Origin of the sequence: Rathayibacter sp. AY1D5, assembly GCF_002932515.1 — a bacterium.
Classification (GTDB): Bacteria; Actinomycetota; Actinomycetes; order Actinomycetales; family Microbacteriaceae; genus Rathayibacter.
This window is the reverse complement of the sequence record NZ_PSVU01000006.1, coordinates 49337-72545: the sequence shown is the minus strand read 5'-3', so window position 1 is coordinate 72545 and position 23209 is coordinate 49337. Positions and strand designations below refer to the sequence as shown.

Here is a 23209-nt window from a genome sequence, read left to right as displayed (position 1 = left end):
GTCAGCGGGCGGCGGCGAGCTGCAGCGTCATCGAGTCGACGCGCTGCGCGACGGTCTCGTCCGCCGCCCACCGCTCCCCCAGGCGCGCGACGAGGGCGCCGAGCGCGTCCTGATCGAGCCCCGGGCGCAGGCTCAGGACCACCACGAGCTCGGGCCCCGCCAGGCGCTGCTCCGGATCTCCCGCGCGCACCTCGAGCGAGACGACCGCCCGCTCCCCCTCCGCAGCCGCGCGCAGAGCCCGGAGCACCTCCGCATCGGCGGGGGCCGGCCGCCAGTCGCCGCCCTCCGCGATCGCCCAGAGCGCCGGGCGCCGGACCGCGAACGCCCGCTCGGACGCGGGGTCGAGGACCATCACCTCGGTGCCCTCCGCGACGGCCGCCAGGGCCGCGCGGCGCCCGTCGACAGGGACGGGACGGGCGGCCGGGTCCCACCGGCGCATGCTCTCGACGCCGCTGAAGACGGGGAGCACCGTGCGGCCGTCGGGTCCGGCGACCGTGACGATCGCGAGCTCCTGCGTCTTGTCCGCCCGGAGTCCCCCGACCCCCTCGGCCTCCTCGCCGAGGCGGGCGACCAGAGGGATGAGCAGGCGGGACGTGCGGAGCGCGTCGACCACGGCCTCCGGGCCGCGAATGCCGCGGGTGAAGGACTCGAGCGCGGCGACCAGCGCCTCCGGGGCGCTCCCGTCGTCCTCCGGTGCTGCGCTCGGCTCGAAGTGCCGGCCCGCCCAGGGAGTGCCGGCGGAGTCGGTCAGATGCGCCGGGAGCGGGCGGGGCTCACTCGGATGCGACATCCAGGGCCTCCGCGAGCGTGAACGCGCCCGCGTACAGCGCCTTGCCGACGATCGCGCCCTCGAGCCCCTGGGGCACGAGGTCGCGCAGAGCGGCGATGTCGTCGAGGTTCGAGATGCCGCCCGAGGCGATCACGGGGCGGTGGGTGCGGGCCATGACCTGCTCGAGGAGCTCGAGGTTCGGGCCCTTGAGCGTGCCGTCCTTCGTGACGTCGGTGACGACGTAGCGGGTGCAGCCGGCCTCCTCCAGGCGGTCGAGGACCTGCCAGAGGTCGCCGCCCTCCTTGGTCCAGCCGCGCGCGGCGAGCGTGGTGCCCCGGACGTCGAGCCCGACGGCGATCTGGTCACCGTACTGCGCGATGACGCTCGCGGCCCACTCGGGGTTCTCGAGCGCCGCGGTGCCGAGGTTGATGCGCTTCGCGCCGGCGCTCAGCGCGGACTCGAGGCTGCGGTCGTCGCGGATCCCGCCGGAGAGCTCGACGTTCACGCCCTTCACCTGCCGGATGACCTTCTTCATGATGCCGTGGTTGTCGCCGCGGCCGAAGGCGGCGTCGAGGTCGACGAGGTGGATCCACTCCGCGCCCTGGTCGGCCCAATCGCCCGCGGCGTCGATCGGGTCGCCGTAGTTGGTCTCGGTCCCGGCCTCGCCCTGCGTGAGCCGCACGGCCCTGCCGCCCGCCACGTCGATCGCAGGCAGGAGGACCAGGCCCGGGGCCTTGGTGAACTCGCTCATCGTCATCCTCAGTCTCGGAGCCGGTGCCGGCCCCTGGAGGCGCCGACCACCGGCCGATCCTAGTTCGTGCGGAGGGTGCCCAGCCAATTGGCCAGCAGCCGGAGCCCGGCGGCCCCCGACTTCTCGGGGTGGAACTGCGTGGCCGAGAGCGGCCCGTTCTCGACCGCGGCGATGAAGGGGCCTCCGTGATCGGCCCAGGTGACCGCGGGACGCGGGAACGGGGGCATCACGTCGAGCGACCACTCGCGGGCGCCGTAGGAGTGCACGAAGTAGAAGCGCTCCTCGGCGATGCCGTCGAAGAGCACCGAGCCCTCGGGAGCGGAGACGGTGTTCCAGCCCATGTGCGGGACGACCTCGGCCGGGAGGAGGTCCACCGTCCCCGGCCACTCGCCCAGGCCCTCGCTCTCGACCCCGCGCTCGACGCCGCGCTCGAAGAGCACCTGCATCCCGACGCAGATGCCCAGGACGGGGCGCCCGCCGGCGAGGCGCTTCTCGATGATCTCGCCGCCGCGGGCGCGGGTCAGCGCCGACATCACGGCGTCGAAGGCGCCGACGCCGGGCACGAGGAGGCCGTCCGCCTCCAGCGCCCGCTGCCGGTCCCCCGTCAGCTCGACGTCGGCCCCGGCGAGCTCGAGCGCCTTGACGGCGGAGTGCACGTTCCCCGAGCCGTAGTCGTAGACCACGACGGAGGGGCGGGCCGAGCTCACAGCGCGCCCTTCGTCGACGGCACGCCGGAGACGAGCGGATCGAGGGCCTTGGCCTGACGGAAGGCGCGGGCGAACGCCTTGAACTCCGCTTCGGCGATGTGGTGCGGGTCCCTGCCGCCGAGCACCGTGACGTGCACGGTGAGGCCGGCGTTGAACGCGATCGCCTCGAAGACGTGGCGCACCATCGACCCGGTGAAGTGGCCGCCGATCAGGTGCAGCGCGAAGCCCTCCGGCTCGCCGGTGTGCACGAGGTAGGGGCGCCCCGAGATGTCGACGACCGCCTGCACGAGCGCCTCGTCGAGGGGGACGAGCGCGTCGCCGAAGCGTGAGATCCCGGCCTTGTCGCCGAGAGCCTGTCGGATGGCCGTGCCGAGTACGATGCCGATGTCCTCCGCGGTGTGGTGGATGTCGATCTCGATGTCGCCGCGGGCCCGGACGCGCAGGTCCGTGAGCGAATGCTTCGCGAACGCCGTCAGCAGGTGGTCGAAGAAGGGCACGCCGGTCTCGAGATCGGCGACGCCCGTGCCGTCGAGGTCGAGGGAGAGCTCGATGCTCGACTCGCTGGTGGCACGGCTGAGGGAGGCGGTGCGCCCGGGTGCGGCGCTCGGGGAGGTCATGCCTCCCAGTCTATTCGCGCCGCGTCGCCGCCCCCGGGCGGAGCTCACTCGCGCGAGAGCGCCACCGTGGGGTCGGCCGACGGTGCGGGGAGGGAGGCGAGCGCCTCGAGGAACGCGGTCGTCTCCTCCTCGGTGCCGGCGCTGACACGGAGGTGGTTCGGGATGCCGACGTCGCGGATGAGGACGCCGCGGGCGAGCAGGCCCTCGAACACGGCGGCCGGATCCGCGACACCGCCGAAGAGGACGAAGTTGCTGCCGGTCGCGTACGGGCGGTAGCCGAGGGCGCGCAGTCCGTCGATCATCCGGTCGCGCTGCACGATGATCTCGCCGACCATGGCGAGCATCTCGTCGGCGTGAGCGAGGGCGGCGGTCGCGGCGGCCTGGGTGAGGGCCGACAGGTGGTACGGGAGGCGGACGAGGCGGAGCGCGTCGATCACCGCGGGGTCGGCGGCGAGGTAGCCCAGGCGGACACCGGCGAAGGCGAAGGCCTTGCTCATGGTGCGGGACACGAGCAGGCGCGGTCGCCCGGGGAGGAGGCTCAGCGCGGTGGGAGCGCCCCTGCCGGCGAACTCGGCGTACGCCTCGTCGACGACGACGATGCCGTCGGTCGCGTCGTAGACCGCCTCGATCACGGCGAGGTCGAGCGGCGTCCCGGTCGGGTTGTTCGGCGCGCAGAGGAAGACGATGTCGGGCCGGGCCCGGCGCACCTGCTCCGCGGCGTGCTCGGCTCCGATCTCGAACTCCGCCTCGCGCGGAGCGGGGATCCACTCCGTTCCGCTCCCCGACGCGAGGATCGAGTACATCGAGTAGGTGGGCGCGAACCCCAGCAGCGAGCGCCCGGGACCGCCGAACGCCTGAAGGACGTGCTGGAGCACCTCGTTCGATCCGTTCGCAGCCCACACGCCGTCCGCGGTGAGCCCGTGACCGAGGTAGCCGGCGAGGGAGTCGCGCAGCTCTCGGAACTCGCGGTCGGGGTACCGGTTGACGGTGCGCAGCGCCTCCGTGACCCGCCCGACGATGTCGGCGATCACGTCGTCCGGGACCGGGTGGGTGTTCTCGTTGACGTTGAGGGCGACGGGCACGACCGCCTGGGGTGCGCCGTACGGGTGCTTGCCTCGGAGGTCGTCGCGGAGGGGCAGGTCGTCGAGAGTCGTCACCAGGGAATGGTAGCGAAGCGCCCGACGCGGACGACCGGGCAGCCCGGCTCAGCGAGCGATGTCGTACTCGGCCGGGACGGCGAGGCGCTGCCCGGGCTCGACGCCCGCGCTCGAGAGCTGGTTGAGGGAGAGGATGTCGTCGACCACGTCGCGCGGGTCCGCCTGCGGGGCGAGCTCCTCGGCGAGCGACCAGAGCGACTCGCCCGCGTGGACGGTGACGTACTGGAACTCGACTGCAGCGGCGTCGCTCGACGCGACCGCTCCACCGCCGTTGAGCCCGAAGGCGAAGGCGCCCGCCACGATCGGCAGGGCCCCCAGAGCGGCCACCACGGCGCGGCCGCGGCGCGTGAGGCGCAGACGGGTGCGGACGATGCGCGCCTCGCCGAACGCGTTCATCGGCTCGGGAGCGGACGGCAGGACCTCGACGGGCCGAGCCGCGGACGAGCGCTGGAGCGGGCGGGAGGTGAGCTGTGCGGTCATGGGATCGCTCCTTTCAACAGGGATTCGGGGAGGCCCTCGGCCGGGAGGGCCGCCCCGAACGCCTGTACCGAACATATCTTCGAACGACGGAGCGGTCAAGGGACCGCTCGGCTGATCCGCGGGCAGACACGCGCGCGACACACTCGAACGAATGTTCCGGGTCGGGAGTTCCGGCGGATACAGTTTCGAGAGCCTGGTCGTAGTACAGCAGCGACCACCGACATTCCTTGTCGGGTCGCGACCGGGCGGGCGCGCACGCGGCGTGCGCACCGGGAAGAGGGAGCATCGTGAGCGACGCGCAGAGGGCCGGGACCCCGGCCGCCAAGACGAAGGCGGCCGCGGGCCGGCGCCGGAAGAGCCTGAGCGCCAAGCAGCTCGCGATCCTCGACGCGATCCAGCGCTCGGTGTCGAGCCGCGGCTACCCGCCGAGCATGCGCGAGATCGGCGACGCGGTCGGCCTCGCCTCGCTGTCGAGCGTCACCCACCAGCTCAACCAGCTCGAGCTCAGCGGCTACCTGCGCCGTGACCCGAACCGGCCCCGCGCCCTCGAGATCCTCATCGACGTCCCCAGCTCGACGGAGGACGACGGGTCGTTCGAGTCGACCGCGACGGTCGGCGACGCGGCGATGGTCCCCCTCGTCGGCCGGATCGCGGCGGGTGTGCCGATCATGGCCGACCAGCAGATCGACGAGGTGTTCCCGCTTCCCCGGCAGCTCGTCGGCAAGGGCGAGCTCTTCATGCTCAAGGTCGTCGGCGAGTCGATGATCGACGCCGCGATCTGCGACGGCGACTGGGTCGTGGTCCGCTCGCAGCGCACCGCCGAGAACGGCGAGATCGTAGCGGCCATGCTCGACGGCGAGGCCACCGTCAAGGTGCTGCGCCAGCGCGACGGCCACACCTGGCTGCTGCCCCGCAACTCCAACTTCGAGCCGATCCTCGGCGACGAGGCCGAGGTGCTCGGGAAGATCGTGGCGGTCCTCCGCTCGGTCTGACACCGGGAACGCAGGAGGGGCCCGACCGGCGTGCAGCCGGCCGGGCCCCTCCTGCGTTCGACGGGCACCGGCGATCGGGGCGCGCGCCCCTCCGTCGCGGTCACGGGAAGGCGGAGGAGGGCCGCCGACACGAGATCGCCGAACCCTCCGGCCGCCGGAGCGGGTCGATGGTGCGGGACGCCGCACCCCCTCCCGGATGCGCCGAGCGCCCGCCTCCCGGACGGGGAGACGGGCGCTCGGGTGGTGGCGATCAGGCCTGGACGGCCGCGCGCGGAACCGCGAACTCGGTGAGCGAGCCCGCCAGGTCGGCGTGCACGAGGGCGACCACGTGGGTGCCGCCCTCGACGTACTGCGTCGACAGGATCCGGCCGCTGCGGTGCAGATGCGAGATCACGTCGCCCCGGTCGTAGGGCACGAGCAGGTCGATCTCGACGTCCGGCTCGGGCAGGATCTCGGCGATCCGCGCCTCCAGCTCGTCGATGCCCTCGCCGCTGCGCGCCGACACGAAGACCGCGTCGGGAGCGAGACCGCGCAGCACCAGCCGCGTGCCCTCGTCCACCAGATCGGCCTTGTTGAAGGCGATGATCTCGGGGATGCTGCGGGCGCCCACCTCGCCGATCACGTCGCGCACGGTGGCGATCTGCCCGGCCGGATCGGGGTGGGAGGCGTCCACGACGTGGACGATCACATCGGAGTCCGCGACCTCCTCGAGCGTCGACCGGAAGGCCTCGACGAGCTGGTGCGGAAGCGCTCGGACGAAGCCGACCGTGTCGGCGAGCGTGTAGAGGCGCCCGTCCTTCGTCTGGGCCTTGCGGACGGTGGCGTCGAGGGTCGCGAAGAGCGAGTTCTCGACGAGGACGCCCGCGTGCGTCATCCGGTTCAGCAGGCTCGACTTGCCGGCGTTCGTGTACCCCGCGATCGCCACCGAGGGGACGGCGTTGCGCTTGCGGTTCGCGCGCTTGGCCTCGCGGGCGGGCTTCATCGCCGTGATCTGCTTGCGCAGGCGCGCCATGCGGGTGTGGATGCGGCGACGATCGAGCTCGATCTTCGTCTCACCCGGACCGCGCGAGCCCATTCCGGCTCCCGCGCCCACCTGTCCGCCAGCCTGGCGGGACATGGACTCGCCCCAGCCGCGCAGTCGCGGGAGCAGGTACTCGAGCTGCGCGAGCTCGACCTGCGCCTTGCCCTCGCGGCTCTTCGCGTGCTGGCTGAAGATGTCGAGGATCACCGCGGTGCGGTCGATCACCTTGACCTTCACCACGTCCTCCAGCGCACGCCGCTGGCTCGGTGCGAGCTCGGTGTCGGCGACGACCGTGTCCGCGCCGAGGGCCGCGACGAGCCCCGCGAGCTCCTGGGCCTTGCCCTTGCCGAGGTAGGTGCTCGGATCGGGGTGCGGGCGGCGCTGGAGCAGGCCGTCGAGGACCGTCGCTCCCGCCGTCTCCGCGAGCGCGGCGAGCTCGTGCAGCGAGTTCTCCGCGTCCTCCAGCGAATTCTGCGAGTACACGCCGATGAGCACGACGTTCTCCAGGCGCAGCTGGCGGTACTCGACCTCCGTGACGTCCTCGAGCTCGGTCGAGAGGCCGGCGACGCGTCGCAGCGCCTGCCGGTCGTCGCGGTCGAACTGCTCGCCGTCGCTGTTCTCGCCCTCGTGGCCGGCGCTCTGCAGCGCCTGGGCTCCACCCGCGACGAAGCGCGAGTACCCTGCCGAACGCGACTGCGCGTTCGCCAGGACCCTCGAGACGACGTCCACGGCCTCGGTCGTGTCGGTCTCGTTCAGGTCTTCCGTCATCCGGATAACACTAACTCCTCAGGTCTTGATAGGTTCACTTCTCATGGCCGCCGAGCACTACTTCTCGAGTACTCCCGACGGCGACCTCCGGCCCCGCAGGATCCAGGCCCGCCTGGCCGGCCGCGACCTCGAGGTCACGACGGCAGGAGGGGTGTTCAGCCCCGGTCACGTCGATCTCGGCACGCGCGTCCTGCTGGACGCGGTGCCCGACGCCCCCGCTGACGGGGACCTGCTGGACCTCGGCTGCGGCTGGGGCCCGGTCGCCCTCGCGCTCGCCCTCGCCTCCCCCGACGCCCGGGTGTGGGCGGTCGACGTCAACCAGCGGGCGCTCGAGCTGGTCCGTCGCAACTGCGAGGAACTCGGCGTCCTCAATGTCAACGCCGTGCTGCCCGAGGATGTTCCCGACGACGTCCGCTTCCGCACCGTGTGGTCGAACCCGCCGATCCGCATCGGCAAGGAGGAGCTGCACCTCCTGCTCGAACGCTGGCTGCCGCGGCTCGAGGAGGGCGCGGACGCCTGGCTCGTCGTGCAGCGCAACCTCGGCTCCGACTCGCTCCAGACCTGGCTCGGCGCCGCGTTCGCCGGGTGGCTCGACGTGGAGCGCGTCTCCTCGGCGAAGGGCTTCCGCGTGCTCCGGACGACCCGCCGGGCCTGACCGGGTCCTCAGTCGATCCGGATCGTCCCGGTGAAGACGAGGTCGGCCGGGCCGGAGAGCCCGACGTGCTCGCCCTCCTCCGCCGCGAACATCGTCACGCCGAGCGTGCCGCCCGGGACCTCCACGCGCCAGGCCTGCGGAGCGCGCGCTCCCGCCCAGTAGCGCACCGCCAGTGCCGCCGCCGCGGCACCCGTGCCGCAGCTCAGGGTCTCGCCGCTGCCGCGCTCGTGCACGCGCATCCGGATCCGCCCGATCCCGTCGTGGACCAGGGGCTCGCCGGGAACCACGAACTCGACGTTCGCGCCGTCCTCGGGCTCCGGGTCGAGCTGCGGGATGTAGGAGAGGTCGGCGGAGTCGAGCTCCTCGTCGTTGCTGAGGGCGACGACCACGTGCGGATTGCCGAGGTCGATCCCGAGACCGGGGCGCGCGACCTTGAGCTCCTTCGCCCGCACCAGGGGCTCGCCGCCCGCCAGCTCCCAGCGGCCGAGGTCGACCTGGAACCCGGCACCGCTGCGGGTGACGTCGCGGACGCCGGCGCGGGTGCCGATCGGCAGGGTGTCGCCGGGCTCGAGCGCCGCGAGGCCGCCCGCGAGCAGGAACGCGGCGTAGACGCGGATGCCGTTGCCGCACATCTCGGCGATCGAGCCGTCGGCGTTGCGGTAGTCCATGAACCACTCCGCCTCGCTCTCCTCGGCCAGAGCCGCGGCGCCCTCCGGGATCGCGCGGGAGCGGACGGCACGGATGACGCCGTCGGCGCCGACGCCGAAGTGGCGGTCGCAGATCATCGCGATCTGCGCGGGCGAGAGGTCGACCTCACCGTCCGGGTCGCTGAAGAGCACGAAGTCGTTGCCGGTGCCCTGGCCCTTGGTGAAGTGCAGCTCGATCGTCATGGCGCACAGCCTAGCGAGGAGCGGGAGCGGCGGCCTGGGCGGCGGCGTGCGCCCGCGACACCAGGTCCGGCGCGTCGTACGGGAGCCGGTGGGCGCCGGCGTAGCGCCGGAACCAGCTGTTCTGCCGACGTGCGTAGCGGCGCGTGAGCGCCTGCGTCGCCGCGATCGCCTCCTCCTCGCGGAGGACGCCGGCACGCTGGGCGAGCGCCTGGGCGTACCCGATGGCCCGCCCGGCTGTGACGCCGCGCTCCAGGCCGAGGGGGACGAGCCGCTCGACCTCGTCGAGCATCCCGGCCGCCCACATCCGCTCCACCCGCCGGTCGAGGCGCTGCACCAGCTCCTCCCGCGGAGCCTCGAGGAACAGGATCGAGGCGGGGCGCCACCGAACCGGCTCGTCGGACATCAGCGCGCTGTGCGTGCTCCCGCCGGTGAGCTCCGCGATCTCGAGCGCGCGGACGATGCGCCGGGCGTTGTGCGGACCGATCCGCTCGGCCACTCCGGCGTCGATCCGGCGCAACCGCTCGACGAGGGCGCCCAGGCCCTCCCGCTCGGCGGTCTCCTCGAGCCGGCGCCGGACGGCCGGGTCGGTGCCCGCGAACGAGAACTCGAAGACGACGCTGGAGACGTACAGACCGGAGCCCCCGACGAGGATCGGCGTCGCCCCGCGCGCCAGCACGCTCTCGATCACGCGCCGCGCCTCGCTCTGGTAGCGGGCGACCGACGCCTCCTCCGTCACGTCGAGGACGTCGAGCAGGTGGTGCGGGACGCCCCGACGCTCGTCGGCGGGCAGCTTCGCGGTGCCGATGTCCATCCCGCGGTAGAGCTGCATCGCGTCGGCGTTCACGATCTCAGCGGCGCCGCCGTCCTGCCGGATCGCCTCGGCGAGCTCGAGCGAGAGGTCGGACTTGCCCGTGCCGGTCGCGCCGACGACCGCGATGAGCTCCGGCGCGGTATCGGGGGCTCCGGTCTCAGCGCTCGCCATCGAGGGCGTCGTAGATCGGCGTCGTCAGCGTGCCGGCGTCGCGCACGCGCAGCGACGGCAGGCCCAGCGAGACCCGGGGCGCCCCGCTCGCGCCCGGGGCGGCCGGAACTCCGCAGGACTCGGTCTGCGCCCGGTCCCAGGCGTCGCCCGCGCGGGTGCGGCGGATGCGGAGCGGCGCGCCGTCGGGCGAATCCGCCAGGAGGTAGAAGGGGGCGGCACGGGTGACCCGGACGGAGACCACGTCTCCGGGACGCGGCTGCTCGGAGCCCTCGGGCACGTCGAAGTGCACCAGACGGCTGTCCTCGGCGCGTCCGCTCAGCCGGTGCGTCTCCGTGTCGCGGCGGCCCTCGCCGGTCGCGACGAGGACCTCGACCTCTCGGCCGACGACCGTGCGATTCTCCTGCTCGCTGATCGCGTCCTGCAGGGCGACGAGCCGCTCGTAGCGCTCCTGGACGACCGCCTTGGGGATCTGGTCGGGCAGCGTCGCGGCCGGGGTGCCGGGCCGGACGGAGTACTGGAAGGTGAAGGCGGAGGCGAAGCGGGCCGCCTCGACCACCCGCAGGGTCTCCTGGAAGTCGGCCTCCGTCTCGCCGGGGAAGCCAACGATGATGTCGGTGCTGATCGCCGCGTGCGGGATGCGATCGCGCACCCGGTCGAGGATCCCGAGGAACTTCTCGGAGCGGTAGGAGCGGCGCATCGCTTTGAGGACGCGGTCGGAGCCGGACTGGAGCGGCATGTGCAACTGCGGCATCACCGCCGGCGTCTCGGCCATGGCGTCGATCACGTCGTCGGTGAAGGCCGCGGGATGGGGGCTCGTGAAGCGGATCCGCTCGAGCCCGTCGATGGTGCCCGCCGCGCGGAGCAGCTTCGAGAACGCCTGGCGATCGCCGAACTCGACGCCGTAGGAGTTCACGTTCTGGCCGAGAAGGGTGACCTCGATCGCGCCGTCGTCCACGAGCGCCTGGATCTCGGCGAGCACGTCGCCGGGGCGCCGGTCCTTCTCCTTGCCGCGGAGCGAGGGGACGATGCAGAAGGTGCAGGTGTTGTTGCAGCCGACCGAGATCGAGACCCAGCCGCTGTAGGTCGAGTCGCGCTTCGTGGGGAGCGTGGAGGGGAAGACATCGAGCGATTCGAGGATCTCGAGCTGCGCCTCGTCGTTGTGGCGGGCGCGCTCGAGCAGGCTCGGGAGGGCGCCCATGTTGTGCGTGCCGAAGACCACGTCGACCCACGGGGCACGGTCGAGGATGACGTTCTTGTCCTTCTGCGCGAGACAGCCGCCGACCGCGATCTGCATCCCCTCGTGTCGGCGCTTCACCGACGCGAGGTGGCCGAGGTTGCCGTAGAGCTTGTTGTCGGCGTTCTCGCGCACCGCGCAGGTGTTGATCACGACGACGTCGGCCTCGGCTCCATCGGCGGACACGTAGCCCGCCGCCTCGAGCGAACCGCTCAGCCGCTCGGAGTCGTGCACGTTCATCTGGCACCCGAACGTACGGACCTCGTAGGTCCTCGGCCGGGTCTCGGCGACGGGCGACGGGGCGGTACCGAGCGTGCTCATGGTGTGGGATTCTACGCTCCGGTCGGACCGCTCCCGGCCCGCCGTGTCAGCGGAAGCGGACGCTCGACCCCGGCTTGCGGATCGTCTCGCGGACGACGCGCTGCACGAGTCCGCCGGCGTAGCCGCGGCGCGCGAGGAATCCCGTGAGCCGGCGCTCGGCGACCTCGTCGGAGAGCGAGCGCAGGCTCGGCAGGCGCTTGCGCGCGAGCTCGAGCGCCGTGCGGTACTCGTCGTCGCCGTCCAGCTCGTCGAGCGCTGACGCGATCGCCTCGGGGTCGATCTTCCGCGCGCGCAGCTCCTGCTGGATGGAGGAGCGGCCGAGCTTCTTGCGGTCACGGAGCGAGACGACCAGCTGCTCCGCCATGCGGAGGTCGTCGAGGTAGCCGAAGCGCGTGAAGCGCTCGAGGATCTCGAGGGCGTCCTTCTCGGCGACGCCCTCCGTGTAGAGGCGCGCCTCGACCTCGGCGACCGAGAGGCTCTTGCGGGAGAGCCCCCGTACGATCCGATCCGCGACCTGCTCGGGATCGATCTCCTCCGGGATCTCGATCGCGTCGTCGTCGTCCTCGTCCTCCGCGTTCTCGACGAACGCCGGCGCGCGCCGGGCGACATGAGCCGAGAGCTCGGCGATCCGCTCGGAGGCCGGAGACGCGGCGCCCCCGACGGCGGAGCCTTCCAACTCGCCTGCGGCCGCCCCGGGAGCACTGGTACGCGGCGTTCCTGCTCCGGACGGATCCGGAAGCGACCCGGCCCCGTCGGCGTCCGGCGCCGCCGGAGCCCAGCCCTCGTCGCCCGCCGCACCCCGGTCGACCCAGGGCAGGAAGGCCACGGGGCGGCCCTTCGCCCCCTCCGCGGCCTTCTCCGCCACGGGCTAGGCGCCCTTGCGCACGGGCTGCTTGGTCTCGATCGCGACCGGCGCGGCCTCGACGGCCGCGTTCGGGTCGACGATCACGCCGAGCTTGACCAGGATGCGCTTCTCGATCTCGGCGGCCACATCGGGGTTGTCGATGAGGAACTGGCGCGCCTTCTCCTTGCCCTGGCCGAGCTGGTCGCCGTCGTAGGTGTACCAGGCGCCCGACTTGCGGACGATCTCGTGCTCGACACCGAAGTCGATCAGGCTGCCCTCGCGGGAGATGCCGACGCCGTAGAGGATGTCGAACTCGGCCTGCTTGAAGGGCGGGGCCATCTTGTTCTTCACGACCTTGACGCGGGTGCGGTTGCCGACCGCGTCGGTGCCGTCCTTCAGCGTCTCGATGCGGCGGATGTCGAGGCGGACCGACGCGTAGAACTTGAGCGCCTTGCCGCCCGCCGTGGTCTCGGGGCTTCCGAAGAAGACGCCGATCTTCTCGCGCAGCTGGTTGATGAAGATCATCGTGGTGTTCGTGGTGTTCAGTCCGCCGGTCAGCTTGCGCAGCGCCTGGGACATGAGGCGCGCCTGCAGGCCGACGTGGGAGTCGCCCATCTCGCCCTCGATCTCGGCACGCGGCACGAGGGCCGCGACGGAGTCGATCACGATGAGGTCGATCGAGCCCGAGCGCACGAGCATGTCGGCGATCTCGAGCGCCTGCTCTCCGGTGTCGGGCTGCGACACGAGGAGGGAGTCGATGTCGACGCCGAGCTTCTTGGCGTACTCGGGGTCGAGCGCGTGCTCCGCGTCGATGAAGGCGGCGATGCCGCCGTTGCGCTGCGCGTTCGCGATCGCGTGCAACGTGAGGGTGGTCTTTCCGGAGGACTCGGGGCCGTAGATCTCGACGATGCGGCCACGCGGGAGCCCGCCGATCCCGAGCGCGACGTCGAGCGCGATCGAACCGGTCTGGATCACCTCGACGGGAGCGCGGTCGTCGCTTCCGAGGCGCATGACGGCGCCCTTGCCGAACTGGCGGTCGATCTGGGCGAGTGCGGTCTCGAGGGACTTCTCGCGGTCGGAGGAACTGGGCATGGCCGTCTCGCTCTCGTGTTCGTGGTGGTGTCGCCTACAGGCTGTCGCGACATGCTGGCGGCTGTCGGAGTGACAGTGCCGGCCGGCTGCGACAAGGCGGTGAAGCAGGTCCGTTCAGGTGTCTCCGACGGTACGCCCGACCACCGACATCGGGGCCGAGCGAGAGCGACTCCGTGGAGACGGGGCCGATCCTGCTTCTGTGGAGGAGCCTAGACCCGTTCGAACACGGATTCGAGCAAGAGCCTTCGGCGTGTCGAACACGGCTTCGGCGACGGGAGCGTCAGCGGTGGCGCTTCCGCGCATCCACGCCGTGCCAGCGGGCCTCCGGGACGTCGTTGGCGCGGCAGAGGGCGAGCCAGACCTCGCGCGGCTCCGCTCCGTCCGCGAGGGCGCGCTCGGCGGTGCGGCCCCCGAGCTCGGTCAGCACGAGGTCCGAGACCAGGACACGGGCGTACGCGCCGCCGAACTCGTCGTCCACCAGCTGCCGGAACTCGCTCAAGCGCATGCGTCCACGGTAGCCGCTGCCCGGAGGCCGCACTCCCCGGGAACGCCGAAGGGCGCCCGGCCGGAGCCTGGGCGCCCTTCGCGTGGAACGGGTGCGGTGAGTGGAGGGGACGGAATCCGACTACTGCGTGACGAGGTCCGCGTCGAAGCCGGCGACCATGTCGGCCGGGATGGTGTCGGGGATGGTGTCGATGCCCTCGATGACGGCGAGACGATCGCCGACCTCGCGCATGATCACCGAGATGGGGGTGTCGAGGGCGTCGGCGACAGAGGCGAGGATCTCCGAGGAGGCCTCCTTCTGACCGCGTTCGACCTCGCTCAGGTAGCCGAGCGCAACGCTCGCCTTGCTCGCCACCTGACGGAGCGTACGACCTTTCTGCAGGCGAAAGTCCCTGAGGACATCGCCGATCTCCTGACGAACTAGAACCACTGGACCCTCCTTCTCCACGTCAACCGCATGTCGTGCACCTGCACCGCGAACACGAGCGCCGGAGATTCCGGAGCGGATGATCGGGGGGCTGGGACAAGAGAACCGGATAGCTGTTCACTACCCGGTTCGTATGGTGTCGACTCTAATACCGGATGACTGGACTTTGCGTGTGAGCGACACCAGTTGTAACCGGGCCGCAATGCGGCGCATTCCGATTCCCGGAGGGCCCTCGCTGGGTATCCGCCTCATGCGCCGCGGGAGATCAGCTCCGCACCGAGGGCGAGGGCCGCGTCGACCGAGGCGGCGCGGATCGCGGCGCGGTCGCCGTCGAACCGGTGCTCGCGGACCAGCTCGTCTTCGCCGAGGACGGCCGCCACGAAGACGGTGCCGACGGCCGCATCCCCCTGCGGATCCGGACCGGCGACCCCCGTCGTCGCCAGGCCGAGCGTCGGACGCCCGTCGGCTGCGAGCCGCGAGGACGCTCCGCGCGCCATCTGCACGGCAACCCCGGGATCGACGGGACCCCGCTCGCCGAGGACGCGCGCGTCGACCCCGAGGAGCCGGTCCTTGAGGTCGGTGGCATAGCTCACCACTCCCCCGCGGTACACGGCGGAGGCGCCGGGCACCTCCACGAGGGCGGAGCTGAGCGCGCCGCCGGTGAGCGACTCCGCGACGGCGAGGTCGACACCCCGCCGCCGGAGCTCGGCGATCAGCTGCGCGGCCGTCACCGCGTGGACCGGGCGGCCCGGCTCTGGCGGGCGGCGTCGGCGAGGTAGTCGATCCCGGTGGCGACCGTGAGCACCACCGCGGCCGTCATCGTGATCCCGTTCAGCCAGTGGACCCACTCGCCGAGGACGGCCCAGAGCGGCAGCAGAGCGAGGGAGATCGCGATCGACTGCACGATCGTCTTGAGCTTGCCGCCCCGTGACGCCGGGATCACCCGGTCCGAGAGCACGGCCATCCGGAAGACGGTGATGCCGATCTCGCGCACCAGGATGACGATCGTCACCCACCACGGCAGCTCCGCGAGGATCGAGAGCCCGACGAGCGCCGCACCGGTCAGCACCTTGTCGGCGATCGGATCCAGGAGCTTGCCGAGATCGGTCACGAGGCCCCGGCTCCGGGCGATGTGCCCGTCGATGCCGTCCGTGGCGATCGCGACGATGAAGAGGAGCGCCGCGGCGATCCGGATCCCGCTGTCCTGCCCCCCGTCGGCCAGCAGGAGCCAGAAGAAGACGGGCGCCAGCAGGATCCGGAGGACCGTGATCGCGTTCGGCAGGTTCCAGTTGCCCGACGCGGCCGGAGCCGGTGCGGTGGGGTTCGTCATCGTGCTCCGCCGTTCCTCGCAGTGCGGGCGACCGGGACGGTCACTCGCGTCCCGTCAGCGTCCAGGCGTCCTCGCCGGACCCCTCGTCGTCGTCGTGGTAGTCGGTGGCGGCGGGCCCGGTCGGCTCGGCCAGCGGATCCGCGTACGGGTCCGGGGCGACCGAGGACGGCGCGGCCGGCCCCTCGCCCGGGTCCTCGCCGCGCATCCGCGCGAGGACGCCCGGCAGCTGCTCGGCGGTGACCAGCACGTCGCGAGCCTTCGACCCCTCGGAGGGGCCGACGACCTCGCGCGACTCGAGCAGGTCCATCAGCCGGCCGGCCTTGGCGAAGCCGACGCGGAGCTTGCGCTGCAGCATCGAGGTCGAGCCGAACTGCGTGCTGACGACGAGCTCGGCCGCCGCGACCAGCAGCTCGAGGTCGTCCCCGATGTCGGAGTCGATCTCCTTGCGCTGCGCCTGCACGGTGATGTCCTGGCGGTACTCGGGCTGCGCCTGACGGGTGACGTGCTCGACGACCTTCGCGATCTCGTCCTCGCGGACCCAGGCGCCCTGGACGCGCATCGGCTTGTTGGTGCCCATGGGGAGGAAGAGGCCGTCGCCCTGCCCGATGAGCTTGTCGGCTCCCGGCTGGTCGAGGATGACCCGCGAGTCCGTCACGCTGGTCACCGCGAAGGCGAGGCGGCTGGGCACGTTCGCCTTGATGAGGCCGGTCACCACGTCGACGCTCGGCCGCTGCGTGGCAAGCACGAGGTGGATGCCCGAGGCGCGCGCGAGCTGGGTGATCCGCACGATCGAGTCCTCGACGTCGCGCGGGGCGACCATCATCAGGTCGGCGAGCTCGTCGACCACCACGAGGAGGTACGGGTACGGCTTGAGGACGCGGCTGCTGCCCGCCGGGAGCGTGATCTCGTCCGCGCGGACGGCCGCGTTGAAGTCGTCGATGTGACGGAACCCGAACGAAGCCAGGTCGTCGTAGCGCATGTCCATCTCCTTCACGACCCACTGCAGCGCCTCGGCGGCCTTCTTGGGGTTCGTGATGATCGGAGTGATCAGGTGCGGCACTCCGCCGTAGATGGTGAGCTCCACGCGCTTGGGGTCGATCAGGACCATCCGCACGTCCTGCGGGCGCGCGCGCATCAGCAGGCTCGTGATCATCGAGTTGACGAAGCTGGACTTGCCGGAGCCGGTGGAGCCGGCGACCAGGAGGTGCGGCATCTTGGCGAGGTTCGCCACGACGTAGCCGCCCTCGACGTCCTTGCCGACGCCGATGGTCATCGGGTGCGTGGACGTCGTCGAGGCCGGCGAGCGGAGGACGTCGCCCAGCGAGACGATCTCGCGGTCCGTGTTGGGGATCTCGACGCCGATCGCGCTCTTGCCCGGGATCGGGGAGAGGATCCGGACCTCGTTGCTGGCGACGGCGTAGGAGAGGTTCTTGCTGAGCGCGGTGACGCGCTCGACCTTGACGCCGGGGCCGAGCTCGATCTCGTAGCGGGTGACGGTCGGGCCGCGGGAGAAGCCGGTGACCGTCGCATCCACGTTGAACTGCTGCAGCACCTCGGTGATGGCGCGGACCATCTCGTCGTTGGCCGCCGAGCGCGCCTTGGAGGGCGTGCCCGTCGAGAGGGCGGCCGCCGAGGGGAGGCGGTACGGCGCGTCGTCCTCGAACGAGGAGTCGAAGCCGGCGGTCGGATCCTCCTCGGCGAGGGGCGCGATCGGGCCGGTCTCGATGACGGGCGGGATCGGGACGGCGGGCGCCACATCGAGGCGGTCGAGCCGGATGACCTCGGTCGCGTCGTCGTCGACCACACCGGTCGCGCCGCGGGGAGCGCCCGTCTGCTCGAAGCGGGCGAGCGCGGCCTCGGCGGTCTCGGCCTCGGCCAGCACCTCGGTGGCGTAGGAGCGGGTCGGCGGGTGGGCCTCGTCGTCGCGCTCCTCGAGCGCGGTGTCGAAGCCCTTCGCGCGGCCGCGGGCGGGAGCGGTGCCCTCGAGCACCTCGGTGAAGGAGTCGATCGGGAGCTCGGTCTGCACGGTCGGCTCGTCCTCGCGCCCGGACTCGGTGCGCCGCCACCAGGGCAGCTCTCCGCCGTCCTGCTGCGCGTCCTCCTCCTGCTCGGCCTCCGCCTTCGCCGCGGCCTTGGCGGCGGCCCGCTCGGCCTTGAGGCGGGCGCGCTCCTCGTCGTCGAGCACGGGGGCGCCGAAGAGGTAGCCGTAGAGCTCCCGCGAGCGCGCGCCGATGCGGTTCGGCGGGGTCTTGGTGATGATGAACAGCGACAGCAGGATCACGAGCGACAGCAGCACGGTCGCGCCGGGGACGGTGGCGATCGCCACGAGCGGGGCGCCCACCAGCCAGCCGAGGACGCCTCCCGCTGCCGCCATGGTCTCGATTCCCTGGCCGGGCTGCGGCAGGCCGAGGTGCGCGTGGCAGATGCCGGCGGAGGCGACGAGCAGCGTGATGACGCCCACGCCCATCCGCCCGTTGTCGTCGACGGACCGGGGGTGCCGGAAGAGCCAGAGGGAGAAGAGGAGAAGGACGACCGGCAGCACGTAGGCGACCCGGCCGAAGAAGCCGCCGAAGCTCCACGCGTCGAGCACCAGGGCGACCGGGTCGGTCGCGAGGAACCACTCGACGACCGCGCCCGCGACGGCCAGCAGCAGCAGCAGGAAGGGGACGCCGTCGCGGCGCTCCTCCTTCGCCAGCCGCTCGGGACCGAGGGCGCGCGCTGCGCCGCCCGCGAGGTGGGCCAGCGCCATCCAGAGCCGCACGGCGGGGTTGGTGCGCGGGGCGGACTCGAAGGCCACCGTCTTCGTCTCGGCGGCCGCCTTGCCCGAGCCCCGGCCGGATCGCGGCGCGCCGGAGCGCGGAGTCGCGCTGCCGCGCCCGCGCGAGGTCGTCTTGGTACTGGTCGCCATGAGGCCACCGTACCTGCCGCCCCCGTCAGGGCCGGTGACCCGCGCCGCGACGGCAGGCGCCGATCCGCCGCCGGCCGGGAGGCTCAGGCCTCGATGACGAGCGGCACGATCATGGGCCGGCGGCGGTAGGAGGTGTTGACCCAGCGGCCGACGACGCGACGGACGGCCTGCGAGAGCGCGTGCTGATCGCTCGCCCCGTTCCGCACCGCCTCCTCGAGCGCGGCCGCGATCCGCGGCTTGACCTCGTCGAAGACGCTGTCGTCCTCCGCGAAGCCCTTCGCGTGGATCTCGGGGCCGACGACGATCCGCCCCGTGCCCGCCTCGACCACCACGATGATCGAGATGAAGCCCTCCTCGCCGAGGATCCGCCGGTCCTTGAGGTCGGCGTCGGTGATCTCGCCCACCGACGATCCGTCGACGTAGACGAACCCCAGGTCGAGCCGTCCGACGACGGTCGCCCTGCCGTCGAGCAGGTCGATCACGGTGCCGTCCTCGGCGATGATCGTGTTCTCCTCCGCGATCCCGGTCTCACGCGCGAGCTGCGCGTTCGCGACCAGGTGCCGGTACTCGCCGTGCACCGGCATCACGTTCAGCGGCTTGAGGATGTTGTAGCAGTAGAGGAGCTCGCCGGCCGCGGCGTGCCCGGACACGTGCACCTTCGCGTTGCCCTTGTGCACGACGGTCGCTCCGAGCCGCGTGAGCCCGTTGATGACCCGGTACACCGCGTTCTCGTTGCCGGGGATGAGACTGGAGGCGAGGATCACGGTGTCGCCCTCCCCCGGCTCGATCTGGTGATCGAGGTTGGCCATCCGGCTGAGGACGGCCATCGGCTCGCCCTGCGACCCGGTGGACATGTAGACGATCCTGTCCTCGGGGACGTCGCCCGACTTCTTCATGTCGACCAGGACTCCCGGAGGGACGTGCAGGTAGCCGAGATCCGCGGCGATGCGCATGTTGCGGACCATGGAGCGGCCGAGCAGCGCCACGCGGCGGCCCGTGGCGTGGGCCGCGTCGAGCACCTGCTGCACCCGGTGCACGTGGCTGGAGAAGCTCGCGACGATGACGCGGCGGGTCGCCCTGGCCATGACGCTCTCGATGACCGGGCCGATGTCGCGCTCGCTCGGCGTGAAGCCGGGGACGTCGGCGTTGGTGGAGTCGACCATGAACAGGTCGACGCCCTCCTCGCCGAGGCGGGCGAAGGCGCGCAGGTCGGTGATCCGGCCGTCGAGCGGCAGCTGGTCCATCTTGAAGTCGCCGGTGTGCAGCACCGAGCCGGCGTCGGTGACGATCGACACGGCCAGCGCGTCCGGGATCGAGTGGTTCACGGCGACGAACTCGAGCTCGAAGGGCCCGAGGTTCTCGACGTCGCCCTCCTTCACCGTGAGCGTGTACGGCGTGATCCGGTGCTCCTTGAGCTTCGCCTCGACGAGGGCGAGCGTGAGGGTGGACCCGATCAGCGGGATGTCGCGCTTCAGGCGGAGCAGGTAGGGGACGGCGCCGATGTGGTCCTCGTGGCCGTGGGTGAGGACCACTCCGACGATGTCGTCGAGCCTGTCCCGGATGGGCGTGAAGTCCGGGAGGATCAGGTCGACGCCCGGCTGGTCCTCCTCCGGGAAGAGCACGCCGCAGTCGACGACCAGGAGCCTGCCGTCGATCTCGAAGACGGTCATGTTGCGGCCGATCTCGCCGAGGCCGCCGAGGGGGATGATCCGGAGCGTTCCCGGAGCGAGCGGGGCGGGGATGATCACGGGACCGGGCATGCGCCCTCCTTCTCCAGCGGTGCTTTCTCGGGACGTGCCGCTCGGGCTCAGCGGGTGGTGCCGGCGACCTTCGGGAGGGCGCCGCCGGCCGCGGCGTTGCGGTCGGGCCGGAAGTTGCGGAAGTCGACGCCCGGGATGTCGCGGACCAGGCCGAGCTCGTCCTCGATGAGCGCCGCCTCCGACTCCTCCGGGCCGACCAGGGGCAGCCGCACGCGCGGCGAGGAGATGCGGCCGAGGCCGTGCAGGATGTACTTCGCGGCGACGGTCCCGGGGACGTGCGTCATCACGGCGCGCACAAGCGGCTCGAGCTGCTGGTGCGCGCGGGTGGCCGCGTGGAGGTCGCCCGCGTTCACCGCGTCGACGATCGTGCGGTACGGCGCGGCGGCGATGTTCGCGGTGACGCCGATGAGCCCCGTGGCGCCGATGGCGAGCTCGGGGAGCACGTTCGCGTCGTCGCCGCAGAAGTACATCAGGTCGGTCTGGTTGAGCACGCGGCTGACCTCGGAGAGATCGCCCTTCGCGTCCTTCACGGCCAGGATGTTCGGGTGCTTGGCCGCCCGCAGGATCGTCTCGTAGCGGATCGGCACGCCGGTGCGGCCGGGGATGTCGTAGAGGATGACCGGCAGGTCCGTCGCGTCGGCGATCATCCGGAAGTGGGTGAGCACGCCCGCCTGCGTGGGCTTGTTGTAGTACGGGGTGACGATCATGTTGCCGTCGGCGCCGGCCTTCTCGCTCTGACGGGCGAGCTGCATGGCGTGGGCGGTCTCGTTCGAGCCGCCTCCCGTGATGATCTTCGCGCGGCCTCCGGCGACCGAGCGGCCGACCTCGACGAGGCGGATCTTCTCCGGGTCGGTCAGGGTGCTGGTCTCACCCGTGGTCCCGGTGACCACGATGCCGTCCGCGCCCGCTGCGATGCAGTCGTCGATGTGCTTCTCGACACCGGGCCAGTCGACCTCGCCGTCGGCGGTGAACGGGGTGACCAGGGCGACCAGGACCTGGCCGAAGGGATTCTCCGGAGTTGACACGCTGCCAGGGTAGCGGGTCGCCGCCGCGCCGCCGGGAGGAGGTTCCCGGAGCCGCCCGCGCGGACGGCAGCAGGCGGATCGGGCGGGACGGTCCGCTCGTCCTCGCCGGGCGGCGGGCTACGGAGCGACGCGGCCGTTCGCTGTGAAGGCGGCGGCCGTGAGGGGCATCAGCTCCTGGAAGTGCGTCTCCATCTGCTCGGCCGCCATCTCGATCTCGCGCTGCGGGAAGGAGGGGAACGTCGAGTCCTCGCGCTTGGTGCGCAGGGAGAGGAAGTTCATCAGCGAGCGGGCGTTGAGCGTGACGTACATCGACGAGTAGATGTTCAGCGGGAGGACGATCCGGGCGACCTCGCGGGCGACGCCCTCGCCGAGCATCCGCCGGTACGACTCGTAGGCCTGCGTGCTGACGCGGCGCGTCTCCTCGGCGACGAGCTCGGCCTGCTCGGGGGTGCCCGGCTCGAAGGAGTAGGCGCCGGGCTTGCCGACCTGCACGAGGTTGCGGCGGGGACCGGGTACGTAGAAGACCGGGCGGAGCTCGCGGTAGCGGCCCGACTCCTCGTTGTAGGAGGCGATGCGGTGCCGCATGAACTCGCGGAAGACGAAGATCGGCGCCTGCACGTAGAAGGTCATCGAGTTGTGCTCGAACGGCGAGCCGTGGCGGTCGCGCATCAGGTAGTTGATCAGTCCGCGGTCGCGCTTGCGCTGCAGCTCGGCGTCGGACTCCTCGCCGTCGAGCGCCTCGGCGAGCGTCTTCTCGCCCTGGGTCGAGACGCGGGCCGCGAACAGCACGTCGGAGTCGTGGGCGCTCGCGCGGACCAGCTCGACGACGACATCACTGCGGAAGACGGGACTACTCGGGTCTGCGCTGAGGCTGCTCTGTTCGGTCACGGATCGAACCTAGACCACGCTCCGACCGCGGCCGTCGTCACATCCCGAAACAGTCGTCCGCGGAGCGCCCGCGCCGACCTACGCTTCCCGGATGGAGCCCGTGACGATCCTCGCCGCACTGCTCGGCCTCGTCGTGCTGGGCGTCGTCCTCGGGGCTGTCCATCGGGCCCGCTCCGGGCGCGTCGCGAGCGCCCCCTCGCGCCAGGACCCCGCGATCGACCCCGGCGAGCTCGTCCCCGGCGCAGTGCTCGGGACCCGGGCCACAGTCGTGCAGTTCTCGACCGACGTCTGCACGCGGTGACCTGCAGTGCGACGGATGCTCGGGGAGCTCGCCCAGCAGCGGCCCGGGCTGGCGCACCTCGACGTCGATCTGACGCACCGCCCCGACCTCGCGGCGCGCTTCCGCGTCCGGCAGACGCCCACGCTCCTCCTGCTCGATCGAGACGGAGTGCCGCGCAGCCGCGTCGGCGGCGCTCCGACCCGGGCCGCCCTGACCATCGAGCTCGACCGACTCCAGGAGACATGATGAGCACCCGCTCCCCCTCCACCACCGGCGCCACTCCCCCGTCCGGCACCGTCGATCCCCGCGGCCCGAGGGTCGCCGCCGGAGTCACCGCCGCACTCCTCCTCACGGCCGTGGGCCTCGGGCTCGCGGCCGCGGCCCGGGCCGACCTCGACGGCCGGCTCTCCCAGCCCGGCTTCCTCCTGCTGCTCGCGCTCGCCGCCCTCTTCGCCTGGTCGGCCGCGCGCGGCGTCGGCTCCGGCCCCTGGGCGGTGCTGTTCCGCCGGGTGGTCCGGCCGCACCTGGCACCGCCGCGCGAGTGGGAGGACGCCCGCCCGCCGCGCTTCGCCCAGCTGATCGGCCTGGTGGTGACCGGCGCCGGCGTCCTCCTGCACGTCGCCGGCGTCCCGGGATCGGTTCCGGTCGCCGCGGCCGTCGCCTTCCTCGCCGCCTTCCTCAACGCCGTGTTCGGCCTCTGCCTGGGCTGCGAGCTCTACCTCGTGCTCGCGCGGGCCGGCCTGGTCGGGCGCTCGGCCGGCTCCCGGGCGTGAGGCTCTAGGCTGGGTCCGCTTCGCGGGCGGCCCG

General features: G+C 72.1%; 25 protein-coding genes. 5 read left to right on the top strand and 20 right to left on the bottom strand.

The genetic code is table 11. From position 1 onward, the window contains the following. Position 1: 1 nt before the first annotated feature. From C5C82_RS03145 to C5C82_RS03120, 6 genes are read right to left on the bottom strand one after another with little or no spacing between them, the layout of a single operon-like run. On the bottom strand, positions 2 to 790 hold the full coding sequence (locus C5C82_RS03145; RefSeq protein WP_104226311.1) for an SseB family protein: 789 nt from the start codon (positions 788 to 790) through the stop codon (positions 2 to 4). Then, positions 774 to 1520 carry a bifunctional 1-(5-phosphoribosyl)-5-((5-phosphoribosylamino)methylideneamino)imidazole-4-carboxamide isomerase/phosphoribosylanthranilate isomerase PriA gene (gene priA / locus C5C82_RS03140; protein WP_104224506.1) on the bottom strand — a complete coding sequence of 249 codons (747 nt, stop codon included), beginning with the start codon at positions 1518 to 1520 and terminating at the stop codon, positions 774 to 776. Before priA ends, C5C82_RS03145 begins: the two co-directional genes overlap by 17 nt. A gap of 59 nt (positions 1521 to 1579) precedes the next feature. After that, entirely contained in the window at positions 1580 to 2227 is a 648-nt protein-coding gene (hisH, locus tag C5C82_RS03135) for an imidazole glycerol phosphate synthase subunit HisH (protein ID WP_104224485.1), read from the bottom strand. Beyond that, positions 2224 to 2844 (bottom strand): imidazoleglycerol-phosphate dehydratase HisB, encoded by a 621-nt coding sequence (hisB, locus tag C5C82_RS03130; protein WP_104224484.1) that lies wholly within the window; start codon positions 2842 to 2844, stop codon positions 2224 to 2226. Before hisB ends, hisH begins: the two co-directional genes overlap by 4 nt. A gap of 44 nt (positions 2845 to 2888) precedes the next feature. Then, positions 2889 to 4001, bottom strand: coding sequence for a histidinol-phosphate transaminase (locus C5C82_RS03125; RefSeq protein ID WP_181027239.1), 1113 nt, complete (start codon positions 3999 to 4001; stop codon positions 2889 to 2891). A 48-nt stretch (positions 4002 to 4049) separates the two neighbouring features. Beyond that, on the bottom strand, positions 4050 to 4481 hold the full coding sequence (locus C5C82_RS03120; protein WP_308470736.1) for a LysM peptidoglycan-binding domain-containing protein: 432 nt from the start codon (positions 4479 to 4481) through the stop codon (positions 4050 to 4052). A gap of 287 nt (positions 4482 to 4768) precedes the next feature. On the opposite strand from C5C82_RS03120, the gene lexA reads away from it, so the two are divergent. Further along, positions 4769 to 5473, top strand: coding sequence for a transcriptional repressor LexA (gene lexA, locus C5C82_RS03115; protein ID WP_104224482.1), 705 nt, complete (start codon positions 4769 to 4771; stop codon positions 5471 to 5473). 250 nt (positions 5474 to 5723) lie between these two features. Here the strand turns inward: lexA and hflX are convergent, their stop codons facing one another. Further along, the gene (gene hflX / locus C5C82_RS03110) at positions 5724 to 7262 is read right to left on the bottom strand and encodes a GTPase HflX (protein ID WP_104224481.1); all 1539 of its coding nucleotides are present in this window, start codon (positions 7260 to 7262) and stop codon (positions 5724 to 5726) included. A 43-nt stretch (positions 7263 to 7305) separates the two neighbouring features. Here hflX and C5C82_RS03105 point away from each other — a divergent pair, with 43 nt between their 5' ends. Further along, positions 7306 to 7917 carry a class I SAM-dependent methyltransferase gene (locus C5C82_RS03105; protein ID WP_104233274.1) on the top strand — a complete coding sequence of 204 codons (612 nt, stop codon included), beginning with the start codon at positions 7306 to 7308 and terminating at the stop codon, positions 7915 to 7917. 8 nt (positions 7918 to 7925) lie between these two features. Here C5C82_RS03105 and dapF read toward each other — a convergent pair whose 3' ends face one another. The 13 genes from dapF to thyX all read right to left on the bottom strand — a co-directional run bounded on the left by dapF (position 7926) and on the right by thyX (position 22122). Then, the gene (gene dapF, locus C5C82_RS03100; protein WP_104226308.1) at positions 7926 to 8807 is read right to left on the bottom strand and encodes a diaminopimelate epimerase; all 882 of its coding nucleotides are present in this window, start codon (positions 8805 to 8807) and stop codon (positions 7926 to 7928) included. A 10-nt stretch (positions 8808 to 8817) separates the two neighbouring features. After that, on the bottom strand, positions 8818 to 9789 hold the full coding sequence (gene miaA, locus C5C82_RS03095; protein WP_104233272.1) for a tRNA (adenosine(37)-N6)-dimethylallyltransferase MiaA: 972 nt from the start codon (positions 9787 to 9789) through the stop codon (positions 8818 to 8820). Beyond that, positions 9776 to 11344: a tRNA (N6-isopentenyl adenosine(37)-C2)-methylthiotransferase MiaB gene (gene miaB / locus C5C82_RS03090; RefSeq protein WP_104224477.1), complete on the bottom strand. Its 1569-nt coding sequence runs from the start codon at positions 11342 to 11344 to the stop codon at positions 9776 to 9778. The genes miaA and miaB overlap by 14 nt, the downstream gene beginning before the upstream one ends. Before the next feature lie 46 nt (positions 11345 to 11390). Then, positions 11391 to 12170, bottom strand: coding sequence for a regulatory protein RecX (locus tag C5C82_RS03085; RefSeq protein ID WP_181072750.1), 780 nt, complete (start codon positions 12168 to 12170; stop codon positions 11391 to 11393). Between the two features lie 42 nt (positions 12171 to 12212). Next, a complete protein-coding gene (gene recA, locus C5C82_RS03080; RefSeq protein ID WP_104224475.1) occupies positions 12213 to 13280 on the bottom strand; it encodes a recombinase RecA in 1068 nt (355 codons plus the stop codon). Between the two features lie 280 nt (positions 13281 to 13560). Beyond that, entirely contained in the window at positions 13561 to 13785 is a 225-nt protein-coding gene (locus C5C82_RS03075) for a DUF3046 domain-containing protein (RefSeq protein ID WP_104295167.1), read from the bottom strand. Between the two features lie 120 nt (positions 13786 to 13905). Further along, positions 13906 to 14214 (bottom strand): helix-turn-helix domain-containing protein, encoded by a 309-nt coding sequence (locus C5C82_RS03070; protein ID WP_068207524.1) that lies wholly within the window; start codon positions 14212 to 14214, stop codon positions 13906 to 13908. Positions 14215 to 14459: 245 nt separating this feature from the next. Then, positions 14460 to 14942, bottom strand: a complete 483-nt coding sequence (locus C5C82_RS03065) for a CinA family protein (RefSeq protein WP_104224473.1) — start codon at positions 14940 to 14942, stop codon at positions 14460 to 14462. Then, positions 14939 to 15541 (bottom strand): CDP-diacylglycerol--glycerol-3-phosphate 3-phosphatidyltransferase, encoded by a 603-nt coding sequence (gene pgsA / locus C5C82_RS03060; protein WP_104295168.1) that lies wholly within the window; start codon positions 15539 to 15541, stop codon positions 14939 to 14941. Before pgsA ends, C5C82_RS03065 begins: the two co-directional genes overlap by 4 nt. 40 nt (positions 15542 to 15581) lie before the next feature. Beyond that, a complete protein-coding gene (locus tag C5C82_RS03055) occupies positions 15582 to 18449 on the bottom strand; it encodes a DNA translocase FtsK (protein WP_104295169.1) in 2868 nt (955 codons plus the stop codon). 83 nt (positions 18450 to 18532) lie between these two features. Beyond that, on the bottom strand, positions 18533 to 20209 hold the full coding sequence (locus tag C5C82_RS03050) for a ribonuclease J (protein ID WP_104224470.1): 1677 nt from the start codon (positions 20207 to 20209) through the stop codon (positions 18533 to 18535). 47 nt (positions 20210 to 20256) lie between these two features. Further along, complete coding sequence (gene dapA / locus C5C82_RS03045) at positions 20257 to 21234, bottom strand: 4-hydroxy-tetrahydrodipicolinate synthase (RefSeq protein ID WP_104224469.1); 978 nt, start codon at positions 21232 to 21234, stop codon at positions 20257 to 20259. A gap of 117 nt (positions 21235 to 21351) precedes the next feature. Further along, positions 21352 to 22122, bottom strand: a complete 771-nt coding sequence (gene thyX, locus C5C82_RS03040) for an FAD-dependent thymidylate synthase (RefSeq protein ID WP_104224468.1) — start codon at positions 22120 to 22122, stop codon at positions 21352 to 21354. 91 nt (positions 22123 to 22213) lie between these two features. Here thyX and C5C82_RS17930 point away from each other — a divergent pair, with 91 nt between their 5' ends. The 3 genes from C5C82_RS17930 to C5C82_RS03030 are packed head-to-tail and all read left to right on the top strand — an operon-like array spanning position 22214 to position 23175. Then, complete coding sequence (locus tag C5C82_RS17930) at positions 22214 to 22423, top strand: hypothetical protein (RefSeq protein ID WP_258062852.1); 210 nt, start codon at positions 22214 to 22216, stop codon at positions 22421 to 22423. Positions 22424 to 22438: 15 nt separating this feature from the next. Then, positions 22439 to 22648, top strand: coding sequence for a thioredoxin family protein (locus tag C5C82_RS17925; RefSeq protein WP_258062853.1), 210 nt, complete (start codon positions 22439 to 22441; stop codon positions 22646 to 22648). Next, the gene (locus C5C82_RS03030) at positions 22648 to 23175 is read left to right on the top strand and encodes a DUF4395 domain-containing protein (protein ID WP_104233265.1); all 528 of its coding nucleotides are present in this window, start codon (positions 22648 to 22650) and stop codon (positions 23173 to 23175) included. Before C5C82_RS17925 ends, C5C82_RS03030 begins: the two co-directional genes overlap by 1 nt. Positions 23176 to 23209 lie beyond the last annotated feature (34 nt).